General features: G+C 45.3%; 18 protein-coding genes. 9 read left to right on the plus strand and 9 right to left on the minus strand.

Features of this window, described 5'->3' with window-relative positions:
* Nucleotides 1–571: 571 nt before the first annotated feature.
* From mtnB to ACRRU2_RS02715, 8 genes are all read right to left on the minus strand, one after another.
* Nucleotides 572–1,222: a methylthioribulose 1-phosphate dehydratase gene (gene mtnB, locus ACRRU2_RS02680; protein WP_331698721.1), complete on the minus strand. Its 651-nt coding sequence runs from the start codon at nt 1,220–1,222 to the stop codon at nt 572–574.
* 4 nt (nt 1,223–1,226) lie between these two features.
* Entirely contained in the window at nt 1,227–1,889 is a 663-nt protein-coding gene (locus tag ACRRU2_RS02685) for a 2-hydroxy-3-keto-5-methylthiopentenyl-1-phosphate phosphatase (protein WP_331698722.1), read from the minus strand.
* On the minus strand, nt 1,886–3,115 hold the full coding sequence (locus tag ACRRU2_RS02690; protein WP_432499857.1) for a 2,3-diketo-5-methylthiopentyl-1-phosphate enolase: 1,230 nt from the start codon (nt 3,113–3,115) through the stop codon (nt 1,886–1,888). Before ACRRU2_RS02690 ends, ACRRU2_RS02685 begins: the two co-directional genes overlap by 4 nt.
* Complete coding sequence (gene proC, locus ACRRU2_RS02695) at nt 3,112–3,987, minus strand: pyrroline-5-carboxylate reductase (protein WP_432499858.1); 876 nt, start codon at nt 3,985–3,987, stop codon at nt 3,112–3,114. Before proC ends, ACRRU2_RS02690 begins: the two co-directional genes overlap by 4 nt.
* A gap of 13 nt (nt 3,988–4,000) precedes the next feature.
* Nucleotides 4,001–5,251 carry a glutamate-5-semialdehyde dehydrogenase gene (locus ACRRU2_RS02700; RefSeq protein WP_432499859.1) on the minus strand — a complete coding sequence of 417 codons (1,251 nt, stop codon included), beginning with the start codon at nt 5,249–5,251 and terminating at the stop codon, nt 4,001–4,003.
* Nucleotides 5,252–5,290: 39 nt separating this feature from the next.
* Entirely contained in the window at nt 5,291–6,394 is a 1,104-nt protein-coding gene (gene proB / locus ACRRU2_RS02705) for a glutamate 5-kinase (protein WP_331698726.1), read from the minus strand.
* A gap of 381 nt (nt 6,395–6,775) precedes the next feature.
* Complete coding sequence (locus ACRRU2_RS02710; RefSeq protein ID WP_432499861.1) at nt 6,776–7,963, minus strand: pyridoxal phosphate-dependent aminotransferase; 1,188 nt, start codon at nt 7,961–7,963, stop codon at nt 6,776–6,778.
* 79 nt (nt 7,964–8,042) lie between these two features.
* Entirely contained in the window at nt 8,043–8,507 is a 465-nt protein-coding gene (locus ACRRU2_RS02715; protein WP_331698729.1) for a hypothetical protein, read from the minus strand.
* A gap of 120 nt (nt 8,508–8,627) precedes the next feature.
* Between ACRRU2_RS02715 and ACRRU2_RS02720 the strand changes: the two genes are divergently transcribed.
* On the plus strand, nt 8,628–9,425 hold the full coding sequence (locus tag ACRRU2_RS02720; RefSeq protein WP_331698730.1) for a carbon-nitrogen family hydrolase: 798 nt from the start codon (nt 8,628–8,630) through the stop codon (nt 9,423–9,425).
* Between the two features lie 24 nt (nt 9,426–9,449).
* Here the strand turns inward: ACRRU2_RS02720 and ACRRU2_RS02725 are convergent, their stop codons facing one another.
* A complete protein-coding gene (locus ACRRU2_RS02725) occupies nt 9,450–10,340 on the minus strand; it encodes a LysR family transcriptional regulator (RefSeq protein ID WP_331698731.1) in 891 nt (296 codons plus the stop codon).
* A 197-nt stretch (nt 10,341–10,537) separates the two neighbouring features.
* On the opposite strand from ACRRU2_RS02725, the gene leuC reads away from it, so the two are divergent.
* The 8 genes from leuC (at nt 10,538) to ACRRU2_RS02765 (ending at nt 22,237) form a co-directional block, all read left to right on the plus strand.
* The gene (gene leuC, locus ACRRU2_RS02730; RefSeq protein WP_432499862.1) at nt 10,538–11,953 is read left to right on the plus strand and encodes a 3-isopropylmalate dehydratase large subunit; all 1,416 of its coding nucleotides are present in this window, start codon (nt 10,538–10,540) and stop codon (nt 11,951–11,953) included.
* 35 nt (nt 11,954–11,988) lie between these two features.
* Nucleotides 11,989–12,594, plus strand: coding sequence for a 3-isopropylmalate dehydratase small subunit (leuD, locus tag ACRRU2_RS02735; protein ID WP_331698733.1), 606 nt, complete (start codon nt 11,989–11,991; stop codon nt 12,592–12,594).
* Nucleotides 12,595–13,138: 544 nt separating this feature from the next.
* The gene (locus ACRRU2_RS02740; protein ID WP_432499863.1) at nt 13,139–14,572 is read left to right on the plus strand and encodes an N-acetylmuramoyl-L-alanine amidase; all 1,434 of its coding nucleotides are present in this window, start codon (nt 13,139–13,141) and stop codon (nt 14,570–14,572) included.
* Between the two features lie 16 nt (nt 14,573–14,588).
* Complete coding sequence (locus tag ACRRU2_RS02745; RefSeq protein ID WP_432499864.1) at nt 14,589–15,122, plus strand: GerMN domain-containing protein; 534 nt, start codon at nt 14,589–14,591, stop codon at nt 15,120–15,122.
* 41 nt (nt 15,123–15,163) lie between these two features.
* Nucleotides 15,164–17,263: an S-layer homology domain-containing protein gene (locus ACRRU2_RS02750; protein WP_432499865.1), complete on the plus strand. Its 2,100-nt coding sequence runs from the start codon at nt 15,164–15,166 to the stop codon at nt 17,261–17,263.
* Nucleotides 17,264–17,468: 205 nt separating this feature from the next.
* On the plus strand, nt 17,469–18,146 hold the full coding sequence (gene nth, locus ACRRU2_RS02755) for an endonuclease III (RefSeq protein WP_432499866.1): 678 nt from the start codon (nt 17,469–17,471) through the stop codon (nt 18,144–18,146).
* A 124-nt stretch (nt 18,147–18,270) separates the two neighbouring features.
* On the plus strand, nt 18,271–18,543 hold the full coding sequence (locus ACRRU2_RS02760; protein ID WP_331698738.1) for an NAD/NADP transhydrogenase alpha subunit: 273 nt from the start codon (nt 18,271–18,273) through the stop codon (nt 18,541–18,543).
* Nucleotides 18,544–18,562: 19 nt separating this feature from the next.
* Complete coding sequence (locus ACRRU2_RS02765) at nt 18,563–22,237, plus strand: dynamin family protein (protein ID WP_432499867.1); 3,675 nt, start codon at nt 18,563–18,565, stop codon at nt 22,235–22,237.
* Nucleotides 22,238–22,344: the final 107 nt, after the last annotated feature.

Consider the following 22,344-nt stretch of genomic DNA (forward strand, 5'->3'; position numbering starts at 1 on the left):
CTGAAATGACCCAAAAAACACAATTGTATATGAAAATTCATACATAATTGATTGGTACCACCTAAAACGGCTCAATGTATATGAAAATTCATACACAATACGCTGAAATGCTCCAAAAAACACAATTGTATATGAAAATTCATACACAATACGCTGAAATGCTCCAAAAAACACAATTGTATATGAAAATTCATATATAATTGAATGGTACCACCTAAAACAGCTCAATGTATATGAAATTTCATACACAATAGGCTGAAATGTCTCAAAAAACACAATTGTATATGAAAATTCATACATAATTGATTGGTACCACCTAAAATAGCTCAATGTATATGAAATTTCATACACAATACGCTGAAATGCTCCAAAAAACACAATTGTATATGAAAATTCATACATAATTGGTTAGCACCACGTCAAAATCGGCACTTACACAAAATTAAAGTTTTCCATCATAGAAAAGTACTAGTTTCGGTTTTTTATCAGCCTGACGAAGTTCATTTAGAATCTTTTTTTAAAAAAAGTGAATCTAGACGCATGAGATGTATTTAGATTAAAGTTCAAAAGTTTATAATCCGCGCTTCAGAAGCTCCAGCTTGTACACATACTCAAAAATAAACTCAAAAGCTTCCAAATGTCTTTTCGCTTCAAATGCATTAGCGCCCCAAGCATATATGCCATGCTTACGCAAAAGGATACCCGGTATTTTTTTATCTAGACGCTCAGTCACTTCAGGAACAATTGAAGGGATGTGCGCAAAATTAGATACAATCGGAATTTCGATTTGCGCCTCTTCGTCCCAAATGTTGAAGCCTTTAATCAATTCAACACCATCGACTGGAACTGATTTGCGGTCCCAGAAATATTCTGAAATGACGTTATTATAGACGGTATGGACGTGAAAAATCGCGCCAGCGCCTGTTAAACGGTATATTTCACAATGAATTAACGTTTCGGCAGAAGGCTTAAGGTTTGTTTTTTCACTTGGCTTTCCATCTTGATCAACAAACAAATAGTCCTCAGGCGTATGAATCGTTTTATCTTTGCCGCTGGCGGTAATTGCAAAATTAAATTCATTTGCGTCATAATCCCCGACACGCACCGAAAGATTACCGCTTGTGCCGGCAAACCAGCCACGTGAGGCGAATAATTGTTTAACTTCCTTCAGTTCAGCTAATGCGCTTTGTTTCTCTTCTAAAGATATTTGATCCAGCTTCATAATCTTAATTCCTTTCTGAGCTCGTCATTGCATCGATTATGTCAAAAAAAGTTTCAAAAGGAGTATGAGTGAGGCCCAGCTCCTTGCATTTTTCTGTTAAATGCGAACGGGAAAATATTTGATCTGCCAGCTTTGCTCCTTCAAAATCCGTTACACTGTCCCCAATTACGATCCGCTCGTACTGCTCTGCCGGAAATAAGCGCATAATGGCAGGCTTGCACATTCCGCAGTTGTTGCTGCAATGCTCATCACATGGGTGAGGCCATAAAATTTCTATTTTCTCGTCTTCAAAGCTGCTGCCATTGCAGTAAATATGGTTCTTCGGAATGTCAAACGGTTCTAGAACCGGGTAAACAAAGAAATCTATACCGCCGCTCGTAACGTAAAATAAAATATTGTTTGTTTTGCAATAATCCAGAAATTGCGCAAATCCGTCTCTAATACGCGCGTTGCCGACACTGTAATCAACGACCTCCTGCTGCATCGAAGAAGGAAGCAGCCGAAATAATTGGCTGACGCCTTCCTTGATCGAGAGCTCTGTTGATAACGTTTTTTGTACCAGCTCTTCCCAGCCCGGCGGATTGAAGTGCTTGATAATTGCGATAATATTGTCATTTATAGTGATGGTTCCATCGAAATCACAAAAGATAACCTTTTGCTTGCTCATTCTCTGACCCCCCAAGCTTCAATTGCTGCTGCAAGAGGCTCATGACCTGGCTGGCTGGCTGCGTCACGCAAGGATACGCCTTTCATAGCTGCAGTGATCGCTTGTCGGAATGCTTGTCCTCCAGCTTCTGTTCCAAGCGGATGACCGTGAATGCCCCCTCCAGCATTCACAACTACATCTAGACCAAAGTCGCCGATTATTAAAGGGACCAGCCCAGGGTGAATGCCGGCGGAAGGCACGGGGAAGCTTGCTTTCAAATGATGCATATCGTTTATTAATGCTTTTTGAACAGCCAGGTTTTCTTCCTTTGGCATGACAACTGAACCGTATGGTGACGGGAACAGGACTAGGTCCGCTCCTGCAAGACGCATTAATTTGCCTAGCAGCAAGGGGGCGCTTATGCCGTAATGCTGGGATGGATATAGAGCGCCAGCCATAGCAGGATGGGCTGCAATAGGAACGTTTATCGACGGATCGCTGCTTAGCTCATGCAGAGCATCGAATCCGTATGCCAACACATTAAATAGAAGCGCATTCGCTCCAGCTGCAATTGCTTTGCGAGCGTTTTCCGCCAGTTTAGAGGTGGGTCCTGTTAAGTTTGTCGCATAAAGCAGCTTTTGCCCTGTTGCTTGTTCTGCCTTGCGCGCTGCTTCCATACACGCCTCAACACGCTTTTCCAGCGGCGTAAGCGGGTTTTCAAACAAAATTTCGTCATCCTTGATCAAATCGACGCCGCCAAGCGCCTGTCTATAAAACTGCTCCTGTAAATTTGGCAGATCATAACCGATGACAGATTTAAAAATGCTCATCAGAAGTGGGCGGTCATGCACCCCTAGTATATTTCTTATGCCTTCCAACCCGTACTTAGGACCAGGGAATACGGAAGCAAAGCTTTCAGATACTTCAAGATCGATTAGCTTGATTTTTCCATCCATCGAAAGTTTTCCGAAAACTGTAACTAACAAAGCGGGAATGTCTCGGCTGAAATTAATGTCTGGGTAAGCGATAGAAATATCCGCATATCGCTCGCCAGGCTGCAAGTCTGCGGGTTCATGCACCTGAACGGAAACAACCTTGCCCAAATGCTTCTCCATATGCTGTTTTTGTGCCTCAGGCATTTCTGTCCAGCTGCCTACTGTCAGTCCAACTGCGATGCCCTGTGCTTTTTTATTAAAATCTGCTTTGTCATCGTAGGCGCGATAAGTTGCAATACAGTGTCCTATCATTGTGAAATACTCCTTTCAATAGCGGCTCCAAGCTCAACGGAACGATCAGCTGAACGCTTGACTGCAGCTTGTATCGCTTCGGCAAATTGAAACTCGCCAAGCACATTCAATGCTGCTTCTGTCGTTCCGTTCGGGGAGGTGACCTTTCGGCGCAATTCCGCGGGGTCTTCATTCGTTATCTGAACCATCTCGGCGGCACCAAGCACGGTTTGGGCGACTAGTTGCTTGGCTTCAACATAGGAAAGTCCAAGCGACTGCGCTCCGCTGATCATGCCCTCCATGAAGCGGTATACATAAGCTGGTCCGCTGCCAGATACGCCAGTTATGGCAGGCTGCAGTGTTTCTTCAACTACCGTACAATACCCGATAGATTGGAATATAGCTTTCATAGCTTCAAGCTGGCTGTCTGTTACATCTGGCGAGCAGCTGACTCCTGTAGCTCCTAGACCGATCGTGCTGGACGTATTCGGCATAGCTCTAACGACAGGCTGCTTCTCACTTGTCAACTGTTTGATGGAAGCAATCGATAAACCGGCAATAACCGATACAATTAATTGCTCCTCTCTTAAGTGGGACTTTAAAACCTCCAGCGCAGTAACCGCATCCTTAGGCTTCATAGCCAGTACGATAATATCCGCATGCACTAGCAGCTGCTCCTGAGTTATGCCGTTAAGAATCGTTTGCACGCCATATTCCTTCTGCAAAAACGTTAATCGCTCCTCAGAGCTGCGATTAAGCATCGAAATATTGCCTGCTTCGATTAAATTTTGCTTAAGTATTCCGCGTACAATCGCTTCAGCCATAGCTCCAGCCCCATAAAAGCAAATGCGCTGGTTGCTAAGAGGGGAAGGATTTGTTATGTCTTCACTCATATCGAATACTCCTTTATTGCCTGATTTGTCCATTGCCAGTAATTTGATATTTCGTCGAAGTTAGAGCAGGCAGACCCATTGGACCTCTTGCATGCAGTTTTTGTGTGCTAATGCCGATTTCAGCGCCATAGCCGAATTCAAAACCGTCGGTAAAACGGGTGGACACATTGTGGTATACTGCTGCTGCATCTATTTCTTGAATGAAGCGTTCAGCAAGAGCTTTATTATTTGTAACAATACATTCGGAATGCTTCGTGCTGTAGCGGTTAATATGCACTAGTGCTTCATCCAGACTGTCCACTATAGCAATGTTCAGAATATAGTCGTTATATTCTGTAGCATAATCCTGCTCGGTAACCAGCTTAGAGCCTTTTACTTGCTGATCGTAAGGCGAAGGGAGGCGAAGCTCAACTCCAGCTTCAATCATTTTTTGGATAAGTTGCTCCAAATGAAGGCTTGCGAAATCACGATGAATAATTAAAGTTTCCATCGCATTGCAAACCGAAGGACGCTGCACTTTGGCATTAAATGCAATTTCGGAAGCCATCTGTACATCAGCATCTTTATCAATATAGGTATGACATACACCTGCGCCCGTTTCAATAACCGGAACAATCGAATTTTCAACTACATTGTTAATTAGCGCTGCTCCGCCTCGAGGTATAATTACATCAAGCAAGCCTTTCAGCTTCAGCATTTCATTGACAGAGGAACGGTCTGAATTTTCAATGAGCTGTATAGCATCAGCAGGCAAAGCCGTATTTTCGAGCGCACTGCGCAGCACCGCTACGATTTGCCGATTGGATTCAAGCGCAGCTGAACCGCCGCGCAGTACGACACAGTTGCTAGTTTTCAAGCAAAGCCCAGTAGCATCAACTGTAACATTAGGACGGGCTTCATAGATCATGCCGATAACGCCGAGCGGAACGCGCAGCTTGCGTATATGAATGCCGTTAGGACGTTCAAACTGCTCCAGCAGCTCTCCGACTGGATCAGGCAATTGTACAATTTCACGCAGGCCATTCGCGATGGCCTCAATCCGTTTCTCATCAAGGGCAAGCCGGTCCAGCATAGAGGAACTGGTGCCCTGCTCCTGGCCGCGCTTCAGATCCAATTTGTTCGCTTCAATAATTGCGGCGCTTGCAGCTACCAATGCATCCGCCATTACAAGCAATGCCTCATTCTTTTGCTCCGTGGTTACATTATTCATAATTCTAGCCGCTTTTTGTGCCAATGTTGCTTTCATAACTACTTCATTAGACATTATCATAGCCTCCTTATTTAAAATGAATGATTTTGGTGTTTACAAAGATACCCACTCATCGCGATGAATGACTTCTAATCTTGCAGCGTCCACTCTGCGGCTTGCTTCCTCTGTAGACAATCCTGCAGCAGCCAGCAGCTGCTGCGCAGAATAATTGACTACACCGCGGCCAACAATATTTCCGCTTTTGCTGTATACTTCAACAACATCGCCAGGGTGAAAATCTCCTGTGCTGCTAATGACGCCGGCAGGGAGGAGGCTTTTGCCGCCTGTAACGAGCGCCGAAACTGCGCCTTCGTCAACAATGATGCGGCCTTCGGATAAGGAATGGAAGCCGAGCCATTGCTTCTTCATAGACAGGCTGTGCAGCTTCGTATCAAAATAGGTGCCTTTGCCGTTGCCGGATAGGGCAAGCTCCAAATCGCCCAACTGCTGGACCTTGCCGATAAAAGCATTCACGCCGCCGCGCATTGCTATTCTAGCCGCTTCAATTTTTGATCGCATGCCGCCTGTTCCTACTGCTGATCCTGCCCCTCCAGCCAAAGCCAATATTTCACTGGAAATTTGCTCAACGCGATCAATTTTACTTGCAGTCGGGTTAATGCGTGGATCTTCTGTATACAGACCATCCATATCTGTAATAATAACGAGATTGGCTGATTTGGTCATTGCTGCGACAAGTGCGGAGAGATTGTCATTATCTCCAAATTTAAGTACGAGCTCATCGGTGGCAACTGTATCATTCTCATTAATAATAGGTATAATTTTCTGTTTGAGCAGCTCTTCTATTGTCATTTGAGCGTTTTGAATTCTTCTGCGATTGGAAAAATCAGCTCTGGTCAGCAATATTTGTGCTGAAGTAATAGCATACTCAGAAAATGCTTCCTGGTAAGCTTGCATAAGCAGCGCTTGACCGACTGCAGCAGCAGCCTGTTTTTCATGTACGGCCTTCGGCTTGACAGGGTAGCCAATTTTTTTGAAGCCTGCTGCAACCGCACCCGAAGTGACGAGCATAACGTCCTTGCCAGCCAAATGCTGCTTGGCAAGCTCGCTTGCAAAAAAATGGATTCGTTCCCGATTAAGCCCGCCTTCTTCGGAAGTGAGCGAACTGCTGCCTATTTTCACTACTATACGTTCCGTCATAAAATCCCATCCCATAGCTAATAATTACATACTTATAATGAAAAAGATAATGAAATAGAAAAAGACCTCCGTCCAAAAAAGGACGAAAGTCTATCTTCCGCGGTACCACCTTTATTGATGCTTCCACGGAGGGAAGCATCCAGCTTATGCCTTGTAACAGCAGGCGCTGTCCGATTATTCATCGGCCGTTCAGGGGTAGGTTCGGCAAGTGGCCAAGACGAATTCTTGCAGCCGGTGGAATTCGCTCTCTGTCATGACCGTATCAAGCTTAATAGTCCCATCATTACGTTTCACGTTCTTATTTTGCTTATACATTCAAGCATATCACGATCCATTATTACTGTAAAGCTGACCGAAGCCTTTGTGCAGCAGGGATTGGCTTTAGAAAAGATTTAATTTGCCAATTCGCGCAATAGCCTCTTGAAGGCGCTCTTCATCCGCTAATAGCCCTAGGCGGACATAGCCTTCCCCATGAGTACCGAAGCCGATTCCAGGTGCTACTACAACGTCGGCTTTCTCGAGCAGCAAATCAGCAAATTGCTCAGACGTATAAGGAGCGGGAACTGGCAGCCAGCAGAAAAATGAGCCTCCTGGCGCCGCAGCCTTCCAGCCAATTTGCTCAAGCTCTTGATAGACACAATTTCTTCTTTGCTCATAGCGCTGGTTAATCTCTTGAACACATTGCTGAGAGCCAGTTAGCGCAAGGGCTGCCGCTTCTTGGATTCCGCCAAACAAGCTGCAGTAATAATGGTCTTGAATAAGATTGATCATCGCAACGATTTCTTTGTTGCCTAACGCAAATCCGACACGCCATCCAGCCATATTGTAGGATTTGGACAGCGTATAAAATTCAACACCGACATCCTTTGCTCCTTCAGATTGCAAAAAGCTGATCGGCTTTTTTCCGTCGAAGCCAATCGCGCCATAGGCGAAATCACTTGAAACAGCAATATTATACTTTTTGGCAAATGCAATAACTTCATCGTAAAATTTGCTATCTGCAACAGCACCTGTCGGGTTGTTGGGATAATTCATAAACATTAATTTGGCTTGCTTAGCTATATGCGGGTCAATAGCCTGCAAATCAGGCAAAAAACCGTTTTCTTCTTTAAGCGGCATGAAGGACATGCTGGCGCCGGCGAGTGCAACGCCTGACCAATAATCCGGATAGCCAGGATCAGGAACAAGGCAAACATCGCCTTCATTCAGCAAGCATTGACTAATTTCTACCAAGCCAGTTTTGCCGCCAAACAAAATAGCTACTTCCGTTTGCGGGTCTAAGTCCACGTTGTAATCGTCCTTATAACGTTTAGCTATTGCTTCTTTCAGAAAAGCATATCCGCTGAAAGGCGGATATTTATGATAAAGCGGATTGGTCGAGGCTTCCTGCAGCTTGGATATAATATGGGCAGGTGTAGGTCGATCCGGGTTTCCTTGTCCCAAATTAATGACATCGCGTCCTTTTGCTATTTGAGCGTTAGCTTTCGCAACGAGCTTGGAAAAAAATTGCGTAGGCAAGGACGCGAGTCGATCTGCCGGCTTAAATTGAATTGCTTGTTGATTAACCACTTCTTCACACCCTCATAGTAAACATATCATTTTAGTATACTTTAACATGTTTCTTTTTAGTTGAGAAGAAGCAAGCTGGTCAGGCATTTTTTAGCTTGATGAGCAGCGGGGTCAAATCAGATTGGAATTCAAGTACAAAGGGTTTCCGCTGTTCATTGAAGCAAAGGATAATCGGTTTTGAATTTTCGCAATGAAAAATAAATACATCATTTGTTTGAATAGATAACTCGCCAACCTTAAGAGCATAGCTCTCGTTCAAAGGTATTCGGTACACGTAGCTGCAGTTTTTGTCAGGCGCGATTTGTGGCGCAAGCCCCGTGACTGTGCCCAGAAAACCTCTGGCCATTGTTTGAAACTGTTCATCATTTGGTATGCTTTTAATTACTTTTCCAGCCTTCACATCAAATATTTGTACAGGGCGTGACAGGTTGGAGGGCGCCGATTGGGTTGGCGCCGGGGCTGCTGCAGCTGCTTGGAACATTCCCAATGAAAGAAAAAGCAGCAGCAAAAAAGCGGCACACTTCGCGGTTTGTTTATAATACATCGTTTATTCTCCTTTACAGATGGATTTTCATGTCATTGCTATTACGTTGCCCATCTTGACATGTAAGCATGAGCAGGTATCATTAGAGAAATAAAGGAACTAAGGAAGGATGAGGCTCTAATGTCAACAGCCATGCGAATTGCATTGCTTCAAATGGATATTAAAATCGGCGATGTTGAAGCCAATTACGAAAAAGTGAAGTCCATGATTGCAGAGGCGGCAGGACAAGCAGTCAAACCAGATGTCGTTATTTTTCCAGAGCTTTGGAATACAGGATTTCAACTGGATCAAATAAAAGAGCTGGCAGACCGAAATGGTGAAAGAACGAGACAGCTGCTGTCCGAGCTGAGCAGAGCATACAAAGTAAATATAATTGGCGGCTCGATTGCAGAGCTGCGCGGGGATGAAGTCTACAATACGCTGATTGCATTTGACCGCGATGGCAATGAAGTGGCTGATTATTCCAAAATACATTTGTTTCGTTTAATGGATGAGGAAAAGTATTTAAGTGCGGGTGAGAAAACAGCTTTGTTTGAGGTGGACGGGGAAAAAGCCGGCGCATTTATTTGCTACGACACTAGATTTCCCGAGCTGTCGCGCAAGCTAGCTTTGAATGGGGCTAAAATCGTATTTGTGCCTGCTCAGTGGCCACATCCAAGATTGCATCATTGGAAAACGCTGCTGATGGCGCGCGCCATTGAAAATCAAATGTTTGTCATCGCATGCAACAGAACAGGCAAGAGCGGGGATACGCACTTCTTTGGCCATTCGATGGTCATAGACCCATGGGGAGAGGTCATCGCGCATGCTGAGGAGGAAGAGACGATCATTTATGCCGATATAGATTTGGCCCTCGTTGACGAGGTGCGTGCCAGAATACCGATTTTCAAAGACCGTCGTCCCGAAATTTACGAATAATAAGTGCTCAGCTAAATGAACCGTTTATTTGGTTTTAATCGTTTCGTTGAGCGTGTGAATAAACGCTTCAGCCGCTTTGGATAAATATCGGCCTTTGCGGCTGGCTACTACAAGCGTGCGCGAAGGGCGAGGCAGGAGCGGCAGGTATACCGGTGTAAAATCGGAGCCTGCCGCTCTTGTCAACATTTTAGGAACAAACGCAATTCCCATGCCGCCTGCAACGAGCGATTGCACCGTTTCAATATTGCTGCTCTCAAACACAATTTGCGGATTAAAGCCTGCTTCCAGGCAGTATCCGACTGTAATTTGTCTAAAGCCTTGTCCACGTTTTAAACCGATAAACGGCTCATCGCTCAGCTCAGCGATAGGAACGGCTTCATTCCTTTGCGCCAGTGGATGGGCTGGCGGAACGGCAAGGCATATTTCTTCTTCCATATAAGGTGTCCAAGACAAGGATGCATCGATTAATGGAAGCGACAGTAAGCTGATATCCGTGCCTCCGCTAGCGGTGAGCTGTTCAAGCTTGGCGGTCGTTTCTTCTACAAGCACAACCTCGATTTGCGGGTATTTCTCGCCGAACACAGGCAGAACAAGCGGCAGAACATGAGCGCCGGTTATCGGCAATGTGCCAACGACCAGCCTGCCCCGGCGCATTTGCGCCATATCATCCATCTCCTGCTTGAGCTGTTCAATCGTATCTATGATTTGCTGGGCTCTTTCTACAAACACTTGTCCCGCTTGCGTAAGCTCTACGGAATTAGTCGTTCTTCTAAAAAGAAGCAGGCCAAGCTCCTGCTCCAGCTTGGAAAGCTGCTGGCTGAGCGAAGGCTGGGCAATATGAAGTTTTTCTGCGGCACGCGAGAAATTGTGGTCCTTTGCTATTTGAATGACATATTGCAGCTGTCTGAATTCCATAGGGGATCAATCCTTTTGAATTAGATTAGTTTTTATTTCCGAAATTGATATATAGACGCGACAGTTTGGAATTGTTATAGTTAATAACTATAGAGCTTATAGATATTATATCTTAGTTCTATGAAGAAAGACATGATATGATTGGTTTAATTAAATTCTATTGAAATCGACTGAATGAAACGATGGGGTGAGTATCAATGACAAAAAGAACAATGTTTGAAAAAATTTGGGACAATCACGTCATTCACCAGGAAGAAGGCAAGCCGAGCGTAATTTATATTGACTTGCAGCTGGTGCACGAGGTTACATCTCCACAAGCTTTTGAAGGGCTTCGCATTTCCGGCCGCAAAGTGCGCCGTCCAGACTTGACGTTTGCTACTATGGATCATAACGTTCCGACAAAGGACCGTTTCAATATTACAGATCCAATTTCCAAGCAGCAAATCGATACCCTTACTCAAAATTGTAAGGATTTTGGAGTAAAGCTGTTTGATCTAGACAATATTGATCAAGGTGTTGTTCACGTAATGGGACCTGAGATCGGCCTGACGCATCCAGGCAAAACAATCGTTTGCGGCGACAGCCATACTTCAACACACGGCGCTTTTGGCGCTTTGGCGTTCGGTATCGGCACAAGCGAGGTTGAGCATGTGCTTGCTACACAGTGCTTGCAGCAATCCAAAGCTAAAACGATGGAAGTCCGTTTCAACGGCAAGCGCAAGCCTGGCGTTACAGCTAAGGATATGATTCTTGGCGTAATTGCGCAATACGGCACTGACTTTGCAACCGGATATGTTATCGAATATACAGGCGAAGCGATTACTAACCTTACGATGGAAGAGCGCATGACAGTATGTAATATGTCCATCGAAGCAGGAGCTCGCGCAGGCTTGATTGCTCCTGACGAAACTACTTTTAACTATTTGCGCGGCCGTGAGTATGCCCCTGAGAACTTTGACAAAGCGGTAGAAGCTTGGTCACAGCTAACGACTGATGAAGGCGCTCAATACGATACTGTTGTTGAGTTTGATGTTGATTCACTTATCCCGCAAGTAACATGGGGAACAAGCCCTGGCATGGGTACTGATATTACAGCTTCTGTACCTAACCCAGCTGATTTGGCTACTGAAAATGAACGTAAAGCGGCAGAAAAAGCGCTTGAGTATATGGATCTTAAGCCAGGCACGCCGATGACAGAAATTGAAATCGATTATGTATTTATCGGCTCATGTACAAATGGCCGTATTGAAGACCTTAGAGCAGCTGCTGAAATCGCTCGCGGCTACAAAGTCAGCGACAAGGTAACGGCTATTGTCGTACCGGGCTCCGGCCGCGTTAAGCTGCAAGCAGAAAAAGAAGGCCTAGATAAAATATTTGTAGAAGCAGGCTTTGAATGGCGCGATGCGGGCTGCTCCATGTGTCTTGCTATGAACCCTGACGTGCTGCAACCAGGTCAGCGCTGCGCTTCAACTTCCAACCGTAACTTTGAAGGCCGTCAAGGCCGAGGCGGAAGAACGCATCTAGTATCGCCTGCAATGGCAGTAGCAGCTGCGATTAATGGCCGCTTTACAGATGTGCGTGATTGGGAAATCAAAGAAGCAGTAGCGAACTAATGAACTTACATTAGCAGGAGAGGGGAACAATTAATATGGAACCATTTAAAAAGCTTACGGGTATCGTTGCTCCAGTAGACCGCGTAAACGTAGATACAGATGCAATTATTCCAAAACAATTTTTAAAGCGCATTGAGCGCAGCGGCTTCGGTCAATTTCTATTTTATGAATGGCGCTTTTTCGAGAACGGTGATGTGAATCCTGATTTTGAGCCAAATAAAGCTCGTTATGAGGGTGCATCGGTTTTGATTTCCCGCGCTAACTTTGGCTGCGGCTCATCCCGTGAGCATGCTCCATGGGCGATTCTTGATTATGGCTATAAAGTAATTATTGCTCCGTCCTATGCGGATATTTTCTATAACAACTGCTTTAAAAACGGCATTCTTCCAATTAAGCTAAGCGAGGAGCAAGTAGAAGATTTGTTCCAGCGTACAGCTAAGCATGAAGGCTACAAGCTTAATGTTGATCTTGAAAGCAAACAGCTTTCCGATGAATTCGGCCTAAGCATCTCCTTCGATTTGGATGAGCACCGCCGACAATTTTTGCTTCAAGGCTTGGATGATATCGGTCTAACTCTTCAGCATGAAGACAAAATATCAGCATATGAAGCAAAGCACGCTGATAAGCTTGCAAATAAATAATTTCAAGAGTTCTCTGAAAAACCCTCTGGCATTTGCCAGAGGGTTTTTTGTGAAATGGAAACTCTAGCGAATGTTAGCAGCGCTATTATGCTGAAAAAGCTTGTTTTAAAATTGTAACAAATCGTGGTTTGCTTATTGGCTATAAAACACTGCCCAAATGAGCATTTGTTCACAGATAGCACCTCTTCGTTGCGTTAGAATTTCAAAAGGGGCATTTTATGAAAAATAGCTCATTCACGATTCGTTAAAATCTCAAAAGGGATATTTTAAAAGTAATAGCCCCTTCAGAATTGTTACAGCTATTCATGAATTGATGAGCAACGGATCGATTTTGTACGAAGCAGCATTTGATATGAATAGTTTTACCTCGAAAACTTACAGCATGTGCTGCATTCCAGTAGCTTAATAGAAAGATTGATAGAAAGATTGATAGAAAAAATTCTCAATTTTGCGCAACCTTTTATGACAAAAAGCGTCTTATTATATGTCTGTGCATGTCGAAAGAACACATGCGGAGCGGGCAATATCGTATTCGAGGTGTGGAATGAAAAAAATTGTTGCTGTCGTCATGTTTACTTGTCTCTTTTTTGCTTCTTTTGTTAATGTTGGACATGCCTCCGTTCCCCCTAAACTGTTTTTGGATGGCAAAAGGCTGTATAGTGATGTAGAACCGACCATTATTAAAGGCTCAACGCTCGTTCCTTTAGCTATTTTGACAGAAGGGCTGGGCTATGAGGTAGAATGGGAGGGAGATTTAAAGCGCGTAACCGTTAAAAGCAATGATACGCTCATTCAATTAATTATTAATGATTCGACGGTTATGGTTAACGGCGAGCCTCAGGTTATGAATGCCGTTCCGCAATTGATCCAATGGCGGACGATGGTTCCTGTACGGTTTATCGGAGAGCTTCTGGGTCTGGAGTTTGAATGGAAAGATGCAGAGCGCGAAGTACATATGTTTAGCCATAAGGATCCGGAGACTGATCCCGATCCTGATCCATCGGATAATGGCAGCCAGCCTATTGTGCCGACAGGCTATGTAGAGTCGGTAGATTTTGACCAAGCTTCAACCTTAAACATTACATACTCAGGCGAGGTAAAGCCAAGCAAACCATTTTACTTGAGCAATCCTAGAAGGCTTGTTATTGACTTGCCAGGTACAAGCTATACCGGAAATCACTTTTCCGAGGTGCAGGTAGAGGATAATCCGTTTATAGATTCCTATCGTCATTCCGCCTTTAGCAGCGACCCTTTAATCGCTAGAGTTGTAATCGATCTCAAGGATGATATCGGACATGTCATGACCCAATCAGATGGTCAAATTACGATTCAGCTTATGCCTGTCAGTGAAGTTCCTGAGGAGCCGACCACTGATCCGGTAGATCCTACGCCTACGCCAACGCCAACTCCGGAGCCTTCTGATCCAGGCGAAGGGAAGATATATCATGTTGTGCTTGACGCAGGCCATGGCGGCACGGATTCGGGAGCAGTAAGCAAGGATAAGAAAAAGCTGGAGAAAGATTTTACGTATACTGTAGTTAATAAAATGAAGGCAATTCTTGAAAAAGATCCGAGGGTGCAAGTACATTTGAGCAGGCCTGACGATGTGAAGATCGAGCTGCGTGACCGTGTTGCTTTTGCAGAAAAAGTTAAGGCCGATGTGTTTGTTTCAGTTCATGTTAACAGCTTTACCAAAGACACAGCGACAGGCAGTGAAACGTATTATTATCGCGATAACAGCAAGGAGCTTGCCAACATTATGCAGAAGCATCTCGTTGCAGGAACAGGGCTTGCCAATCGCGGCGTAAAAACAGCGCCATTTGTCGTAATCAAGGAAACGACTATGCCGGCTGTTCTAGTGGAAACAGGATATATTTCCAATCCGAACGACTTGGAAGTGTTGTATAACGATAAAAACCAGGATCGTATCGCTGCTGAATTGGTATTAGGCATCAAAGAATTTTTAAAACTGAATTAAAGCGGGTGAAAATAACATGCTGGATATGACTAAGCGTAAGAAGGTTTGGATTGCAGCAGCAGCACTAGTGCTGCTGCTTTCCGGCTGTGGAGCAGTGCAGAAGGATAACGGGACCGGAGGGTCGGTATCCCCTTCGCCAGAGCCTCCAGTTGTGGAGCAGCAATCTATGGAACTAACGATTTATGCGGTGGAAAACGAAAGCATGGAGCTGACTGAACGAACGGAAAAAGTATTTTACAGCAATGACCATGAATTGCTGGGAGCTGCTATAGCCTCATTGCAAGCCGATCCGGGCAACGGCTCTGCATCGCTGTGGAAGCCTATTCCGATTCATTCTACTCAATTGAAGGATGGCATCGTTACGATTGATATTGCGCTTCCGGATGAAGCGAGAGTTGGCGCGCCCGGAGAGATGCAATTGCTAGAATCGCTTAAGAAAACGTTGTTTCAGCTTGATTTTGTAGATGGAATTGAAATTTTGGTGGATGGGAACGAAACAGAGAGCCTAATGGGTCACGTAGGGCTTGACTATCCTATGACAAGAGAGTGACAATAGAGATAAATATAATAGAGTTGAAGGAGATATGTTGAATGCCACTGCATTACACATGGAAAAAAGTTATTACCGGTGCGCTTGCTGTTACACTTATCGGTTCAAGCTCCGCTGCAGTTTTGGGAGCGAACCCGGTTGCGATTTATGCCAACCAAGCTGTTGTAAAGCAAGCGACACCCTTTACTGATGTAGCCGCTGGTCATTGGGCAGAGAAGCATATTGCTAAGCTATCATTACAAGGCATTATTAATGGTTATCAAGAAAATAACGACACCTTTACGTTTAGGCCGGAGAGAAGTATTACACAGCAGGAAGCTGTCATTATGGCTCTACGTTTTGCTGGACTTGCCAATCAAATCGATGAGCATGCGATGATTCAATTTACAGAGTCATTTGTAGTAGATAATTTTTATAAGCCATACATACAGCTTGCTTTTGAGCAAGGGTTGCTTGATCGCGATGAAGAGTATCAAATAGCTGAAGATGACAGCAGCAAGGCATGGGGCTCTCGTCCAGCCAGCCGTGAATGGGTAACGAAGCTGATCGTCAAAGCGATTGGCGAAGAGGCAGTAGCCAAGCAGCTGCAAAATACGGAATCAAGATTCAGCGATGCCGGAGCTATGGACAGCAAATATATTGGCTTTATTAACGCTGCAACTCAATTAGGTCTTGTTAAAGGGCTGTCCGAGGATCGCTTCGGCCCCAAATCAAACATTAATCGTGCAAGTCTTGCTACTTTGTTCAGCAGAGCGCAAGGTCATATCGGAGTAGAATATACAGGACAAGAGAGCGGCGTCATTTCAAATCTGACGGAAGATAAGATTACTTTGTATGCTAACGGCAAAGAAACGGAATATAGCCTGTCTGATGCTACAGCGTACTATCATTATAATTCCGAGTCTGCCAGCAGCAAAGAGCAATTGCTAGAGTATGGAGACGTGACGATTATTGCTAGGGACGGCGTAGCAAGATATGTTGAAGTGGAAGGCGACGTTCAGCATATTAAACCGGTAAATGGCACTGTTGTACATTATAATGAAGCAGAGAAGCTTCTTTATGTGCTAGTGGATGAAAAGCCGGTAGAGTTCAAATACGATCCGTCTATCGTCATTGAGAATGAGGAAGGGACAACGCTGCAAATTTCTGATTTGAAGCGTGATCGCCAGGTTGTTATTACAAGTGATACGTTCCGCGAGGAGCCTCGTACAATTAGCATTGTGGCTTCCTCTGCACCGGTTGTAACGACGGCAAAAGGTCTTTTGTACGAATTTAACAACAAAATAGTTACAATTCAAGATGATACTGGATTTGTTACTAAATTTTTAGCGCCAAACACGGTCGTTACAATTGAAGGCCTGAACAACGCCAAGCTAGATGATTTACTAATAGAAAAGGATAACGTTGAGCTTAGTCTAAATGAAAAAGACCAGGTGACAGCGATCAAAGTTGTTAATCGTCAGGTTGAGACGCTAGCTGGCTATCAAGCTTATTACAATGAAAAGCTGCCTGAATTTATTACTGTATCAGATGCCTTTGGAAAACAAGCCAAGGTTCTATACTTCAGCGGCAGAACAAAATTTAATTATTTTGGTAATAATATGGAAAAAGACACCGCTTTGAAGATGCTTAACCAAAACGTTAACGTTACAGTAAGCTACACGCATGATGAGATTGTGTCTTTGAATTTTGTGAACAGCTATACGGGTGAAATGGTTCGTTGGGATACGAACGCAAAGACAATTACTATGCGCCTAGATGGCGGAGAAGAGGTTGTATTGCCTTACACCAATGCCCCTGTATACTATAAAGGCAGACCAGCGGCATCGATTGGTGATATGCGCCAAGGCGAGAAAGTTACTGTTTCGCTGAATTTTACAAAGGTTGAAGCCAGCGCCATTCGTGTTCATGTGACGGAACAGTTCCAGGTTACAGCTGTGGATATAATAAACAAAAAAATAACGATGAAAAATGCGACAACGAAAGAAAACGATTATATGCTGCTTGATGCTGAGCTGCTTACTGCAGCCGGCGGCAAGCAAACAATTAATCAAATTAAGGTAGGTTCTACGGTTGATGCGACATTCGTAGGCGATGAATTAAAGAAGCTTCAAACGGTAAATACTTCTTCAAATGGTTAATTAGGATTGATCAAATTAATATTTTGTGAAAAACTGCTCTTATGAGCAGTTTTTTTTGTTTTTTTATCATTTTCGGGTTGCGCACAGTGACAAATTTCGCTACACTTTGAACGATAGTGTTTATGAGTGTTCGCTTAAGCAGTTGCAAATCTGTTGCAGTTGCAGATTTGCTCGTATGCTGCCTAATTTTTGAGGAGAGAGAACAATGAATGCTAAGCAAAAAATGCGTGTTGTATTAGATCAAATAGCTCTTATGTTTCCGGACGCCCATTGCGAGCTCGTACATGAGAATCCGTTTGAGCTGACGATTGCTGTGTTGTTATCCGCACAATGTACAGATGAGACGGTTAACAAGGTAACGGCGACGTTATTTCAGAAATATAAACGTCCTGAACACTATTTAAGTGTTCCTCTCGAGGAGCTTGAGCAGGATATTAGACGCATTGGTTTGTTTCGGAGCAAAGCCTCAAATATTCAGAAGCTATGCCGTATTCTAATCGATAAATACGATGGTGAAGTGCCTCAAACTTATGAAGGTTTAGTCGAGTTGCCTGGGGTTGGCCGCAAGACTGCCAATGTCGTCATGTCTAATGCCTTTGGTGTACCAGCAATAGCGGTTGACACCCATGTGGAGCGAGTATCCAAGCGTCTCGGTTTTGCAAAGACGGAGGACTCCGTGCTAGTAGTTGAACAAAAGCTGATGAAGCTGGTGCCGCGAGACGAGTGGACAATTACTCATCATCGCTTAATCTTTTTCGGTCGCTATCATTGCAAGGCGCAAAGTCCGCAATGTGCAATTTGCCCGCTGCTTGATTTGTGCAAAGAAGGAAAGCAACGTATGAAGCCAATAGTTAAATCCAAAAAAAAGGGTAAGCTAGCATAATAGCTGTTGTATTGTTTTTTATAGATGCAACTGCAGTAGAAGTTATTACATATGACTTTTCTGCTTATGGACTGCAGCTATGCTGTACCCTGCACCCTAAACTAGCGAACGAGGGATGATTTTAATGAAATGTATTTCTGTATACACAAACAATTTTGAAGTTTTTTCCGATCTTTACGAAGAGGTGCTTGAATCACCGCCGCAAGAAAATGAAGATATTACTGTACAAGGTGTAACAGTAAGCGGTTCTGGCAACGTGCCGGACCAATACATCGAAAGAATGCGCCTTAAGCCTGAGGTTGTAGTTATGAGGGAAAAGGAACGCGGAGTAATGATTTTGCAGCATGGCAATGTATTTGAAATTTGTTTGCCATCACAGGATGAAGAATCGAACTAATTGAAAAGGAATGACATTCATGACGGTGCAAAGCATAGCGCAAGCGTTATACGATGCCGCCGCCGCAATGGCAGCCAGTAATGACGAAAGGCGAGCCAAGCAAGTGCAAGAGCTGAGCAGTAAGCTGACCGAGGGTCGGCTTACTGTTGCTTTATGCGGACATTTTTCGGCAGGCAAATCTACTTTGATTAATACGATATGCGGAGCAAAGCTGCTCCCATCAAGCCCGATTCCAACGAGTGCCAACGTTGTCTCTATTCAAGGCGGCGACCAGGCAATCGCTAGAGTAGAAACGATGAAAGACGGTCAACGTACAAAGGCTGAAGTTGCGATAGATCAGCTCGAGCAATATTGCGTGGATGGAGAGACCTTTACGCATGTGTCCATCCATTACCCTAGTGAAGTGCTCGGCGAGCATATTACGTTGCTGGATACCCCCGGCATCGATTCAACGGATGATGCGCATCGGCTGGCAACAGAATCTGCGCTTCATTTGGCAGATGTAGTGTTCTATGTTATGGATTATAACCATGTACAGTCAGAAATAAATTTTGCTTTTGCCAAACAGCTGAAGGATTGGGGAAAGCCGCTTTATTTTGTCGTAAATCAAATCGATAAGCATAGAGAGAATGAAATAAGCTTTGAGTCGTACTGTCAAAGCGTTGAGGATGCTTTTCACGCTTGGCATTTGGAGCCGGAAGGCATTATTTATTTATCGCTGCGGAAGCCGGAGCATCCATACCATCAATGGGATGCGCTGCTGAAGCTGCTGCAGGAGCTTGAGGTGCAGCGTCAAACGCTGTGCAGCTACAGCGTAGAGGCGTCCTTGCATCATGTTATGCAAGAGCATATCAAGTGGCTGGAGCAGCAGGAGGAGCAGCAGCGGGCATCGCTGCTTGAGCAGGCTGGAGGGCCTGAAGCTGCAGCGCAAGCCAAACTGGAGCTTGAGCGTATTAAAGCGAGCAAAGACAGCTTGGAAGCCGGGCCTGACGTTATGAGCAAGGAACTGCGCCAGCAGCTTCAATCGCTGCTTGATAATGCAAATATTACACCGGCAGCGCTGAGGGACTTGGCTCAGTTATTTCTAGAGAGCCAAAAACCGGGCTTCAAGAGCGGTTTTTTATTTGCAGGCAACAAAACGGCTGCCGAAAAGGAAAAAAGGCTGAGTCAGTTCCGCAGCGAGCTGCACAGTCTGATTAGCGCGGCGATTGAATGGCATCTCAAGCAATTGCTGCGGCAGGCTGCAGAGCAGGCAGGTTATGAGTCGGATCAGCTGGAAAGCCAGCTGCAGGCCGCTATATCTTGGCTGCCTGATGACGATTGGCTATTGCGTCGAATCCATACTGGCGCAGTATTCGGCAATGAATACACGATGACTTTCTGCAAGGATCTGGCTGCTGATATTAAAAGCATTTATCGGAAAAATGCAATTGAACTTATTGATATGATTGTTGTACAATTTGCTGCTCAAAACGAAAACAAGCTGTCTGCCGTCCGTGAACAGCTGGCACAGCTCGGCACTCAAGCTGCTGCTGTGGTCAAGCTGGAAGAGCTTGACCAGCTTTCTGATGCGCGGGAGCAGGAGCTGAAAGGGATGCTGCCGGACAGATCGAGCAAGCCTGCTCTGCCTAAGCCAGCCCGGTTTGAAGCAAAGGCTCAGACCTATAAGGCGACTGCTGATAACGGGCAGGCAAGCAGCCGTCAGGAGGCAAGCCTGGCCGACGCAGTTTCAGCTGCTAAGACGTCGTCAGATGCTGCTGCCGCTGCGAAAGACGCGGCTGGGGCGTTTGCAAGCGGCAATGCGCTTGGCAAGCAGCGTGATGCCGGCTACAAGCTGCAGCGTGCGGCCGATTTGCTGCAAGGCCACGCAGCCCTTGAGCAGGCTGCCGCCGCATTAAGAGATAAAGCGGACCGATTGCAAAGCAGCAGCTTTACGATTGCTTTGTTCGGTGCGTTCAGCGCTGGCAAGTCATCGCTTGCTAACGCGCTAATTGGAGAGCCTGTATTGCCTGTCTCGCCTAATCCGACGACTGCATCCATCAATCGCTTGCTGCCTCCTACAAAGCAGTATCCTCACCGTACGGCTCGCATCGTGATGAAGTCCGAAGAAGAGCTGCTTGATGATCTGCTTTATTCATTGGCCTTGCTAGGAGAAGAGGCTAATAAGCATGCTTACACCAATATTGAAAGCATATTGGCTGCGGCAGACCGTCTGACGCCTGACAAAATAGGTGCAAGCGGCAGGGCGCATTATAGCTTTTTGCGAGCAGCAAGCAACGGCTGGGCAGAGCATAAGGATGACCTGGGCCAGGAGCTGAAGGTTGATCATGAGCAATACGAACGGTTTGTTGCAGAGGAGTCGCGCTCCTGTTTTGTGAGGTCTATTGATTTTCACTATAATTGCCCGCTGACAGCCGAAGGAATCGTGCTTGTCGATACGCCAGGCGCCGATTCTGTAAATGCAAGGCATACAGGAGTAGCCTTTAATTATATTAAAAACGCCGATGCTGTTTTATTTGTCACGTATTACAATCATGCATTCTCTCAGGCTGACAGACAATTTTTGCAGCAGCTGGGAAGAGTGAAGGATCAATTTGAGCTGGATAAAATGTTCTTTATCGTAAATGCGGCAGACCTCGCAGCAGACAAAGAAGAGCTGGAAGGGGTATTAAAGCATGTTGAGGCTAATTTGCTGCAGCATGAAATCCGTTTTCCAAGATTATTTCCAGTTTCCAGCTTGCAGGCTCTTGATGGCAAGCTGGCTGGCGATAGCATGCTGTTGGAGAATTCAGGGCTGCCTCTGTTTGAGCAAGCCTTCCTGTCGTTTGTACAGCAGGACTTGGGGGCGCTTGCCATTGAAACGGCAGAGCAGGAGCTGGAGCGTATTAAAGCTACCGTTAGCGGCTGGCTGACAAGCGCACGCGGAGCTGCTGCAGATCGTGCTGCAGAGCTGGAGCGTTTGGCTGCCGCTTCAAAGGGTGCCATGCAAAGCCTCAGCTTGTTCGGCGAGCAGTCTGCTCCCGAACAGCTCAAGCAGGACATAAGCGAGCTGCACTATTACGTGCTGCAGCGGATTCAGTTCCGCTTTGGCGAATTTTATAATTATTCCTTCAATCCAGCTGTTTTACAGGATGATGGCCGCGACATGAAAAAGATGCTTCTGACAGCCTGGCTTGAGCTTGAGCGTCAGCTTCAGCGCGAGCTGGAACAGGAATTGCAGGCTACCTCTCTGCGGGTAGAGCGCAATCTCCACAAGCAGCAGGGCAAGCTGTATGCAGATATGGCTGAATCGCTTGAACAGCAGGTACTGGCTTATAAGGCGCCGAAATATGAAGGGGCCGGGCTGGAGGCGGCTCCCGCGCTGTTAAACAGCTTCAAGGCCCAGGAAATTGATGTGAAGTGGCTGTGGGGCAAATTCAAGTCACCGCGCTATTTCTTTGAGGGCGAGGGCAAGGGACTGCTGCGCGCAGAGCTGGAAAAGCTGCTGCTTCCTGGATTGCAAGGCTGGATGAGCGAGCATACTTTAAGCTGGACCAGCTATTATGAGCAATGCTGGAGACAGTCAACGAAAGAAGAGCAGCTGAAGCTTGAAAAAGATTTGCAGGCTCATATTAAAGGAATGAGCGATTCCTTGCAAAATCATTCAAAAGTTGAAGAGTGGAGAGCGCTGCACGATCAGCTCATTCATCTCTAATCGATAGCACTTTTTACCGAAATTATATCATGATTCGCTCGATGCGCTAAAAGGATTGTCAATCCTTTTAGCGCTTTTTTTTGCGAACTATGTTAATTTTTCAAAAA

Origin of the sequence: Paenibacillus sp. GXUN7292 (assembly GCF_050864975.1) — a bacterium.
GTDB lineage: Bacteria > Bacillota > Bacilli > Paenibacillales > Paenibacillaceae > Pristimantibacillus.

Excerpts from the sequence above, each read along its gene's own strand:
- leuC (WP_432499862.1), top strand. The coding sequence starts at position 10,538 with ATGACAAAAAGAACAATGTTTGAAAAAATTTGGGACAATCACGTCATT.
- ACRRU2_RS02765 (WP_432499867.1), top strand. The coding sequence starts at position 18,563 with ATGACGGTGCAAAGCATAGCGCAAGCGTTATACGATGCCGCCGCCGCA.
- mtnB (WP_331698721.1), bottom strand. The coding sequence starts at position 1,222 with ATGAAGCTGGATCAAATATCTTTAGAAGAGAAACAAAGCGCATTAGCT.
- ACRRU2_RS02715 (WP_331698729.1), bottom strand. The coding sequence starts at position 8,507 with ATGTATTATAAACAAACCGCGAAGTGTGCCGCTTTTTTGCTGCTGCTT.
- ACRRU2_RS02740 (WP_432499863.1), top strand. The coding sequence starts at position 13,139 with ATGAAAAAAATTGTTGCTGTCGTCATGTTTACTTGTCTCTTTTTTGCT.
- ACRRU2_RS02685 (WP_331698722.1), bottom strand. The coding sequence starts at position 1,889 with ATGAGCAAGCAAAAGGTTATCTTTTGTGATTTCGATGGAACCATCACT.
- proB (WP_331698726.1), bottom strand. The coding sequence starts at position 6,394 with ATGACGGAACGTATAGTAGTGAAAATAGGCAGCAGTTCGCTCACTTCC.
- leuD (WP_331698733.1), top strand. The coding sequence starts at position 11,989 with ATGGAACCATTTAAAAAGCTTACGGGTATCGTTGCTCCAGTAGACCGC.
- ACRRU2_RS02760 (WP_331698738.1), top strand. The coding sequence starts at position 18,271 with ATGAAATGTATTTCTGTATACACAAACAATTTTGAAGTTTTTTCCGAT.
- ACRRU2_RS02725 (WP_331698731.1), bottom strand. The coding sequence starts at position 10,340 with ATGGAATTCAGACAGCTGCAATATGTCATTCAAATAGCAAAGGACCAC.
- ACRRU2_RS02700 (WP_432499859.1), bottom strand. The coding sequence starts at position 5,251 with ATGTCTAATGAAGTAGTTATGAAAGCAACATTGGCACAAAAAGCGGCT.
- ACRRU2_RS02750 (WP_432499865.1), top strand. The coding sequence starts at position 15,164 with ATGCCACTGCATTACACATGGAAAAAAGTTATTACCGGTGCGCTTGCT.
- ACRRU2_RS02745 (WP_432499864.1), top strand. The coding sequence starts at position 14,589 with ATGCTGGATATGACTAAGCGTAAGAAGGTTTGGATTGCAGCAGCAGCA.
- ACRRU2_RS02690 (WP_432499857.1), bottom strand. The coding sequence starts at position 3,115 with ATGATAGGACACTGTATTGCAACTTATCGCGCCTACGATGACAAAGCA.
- ACRRU2_RS02720 (WP_331698730.1), top strand. The coding sequence starts at position 8,628 with ATGTCAACAGCCATGCGAATTGCATTGCTTCAAATGGATATTAAAATC.
- nth (WP_432499866.1), top strand. The coding sequence starts at position 17,469 with ATGAATGCTAAGCAAAAAATGCGTGTTGTATTAGATCAAATAGCTCTT.
- proC (WP_432499858.1), bottom strand. The coding sequence starts at position 3,987 with ATGAGTGAAGACATAACAAATCCTTCCCCTCTTAGCAACCAGCGCATT.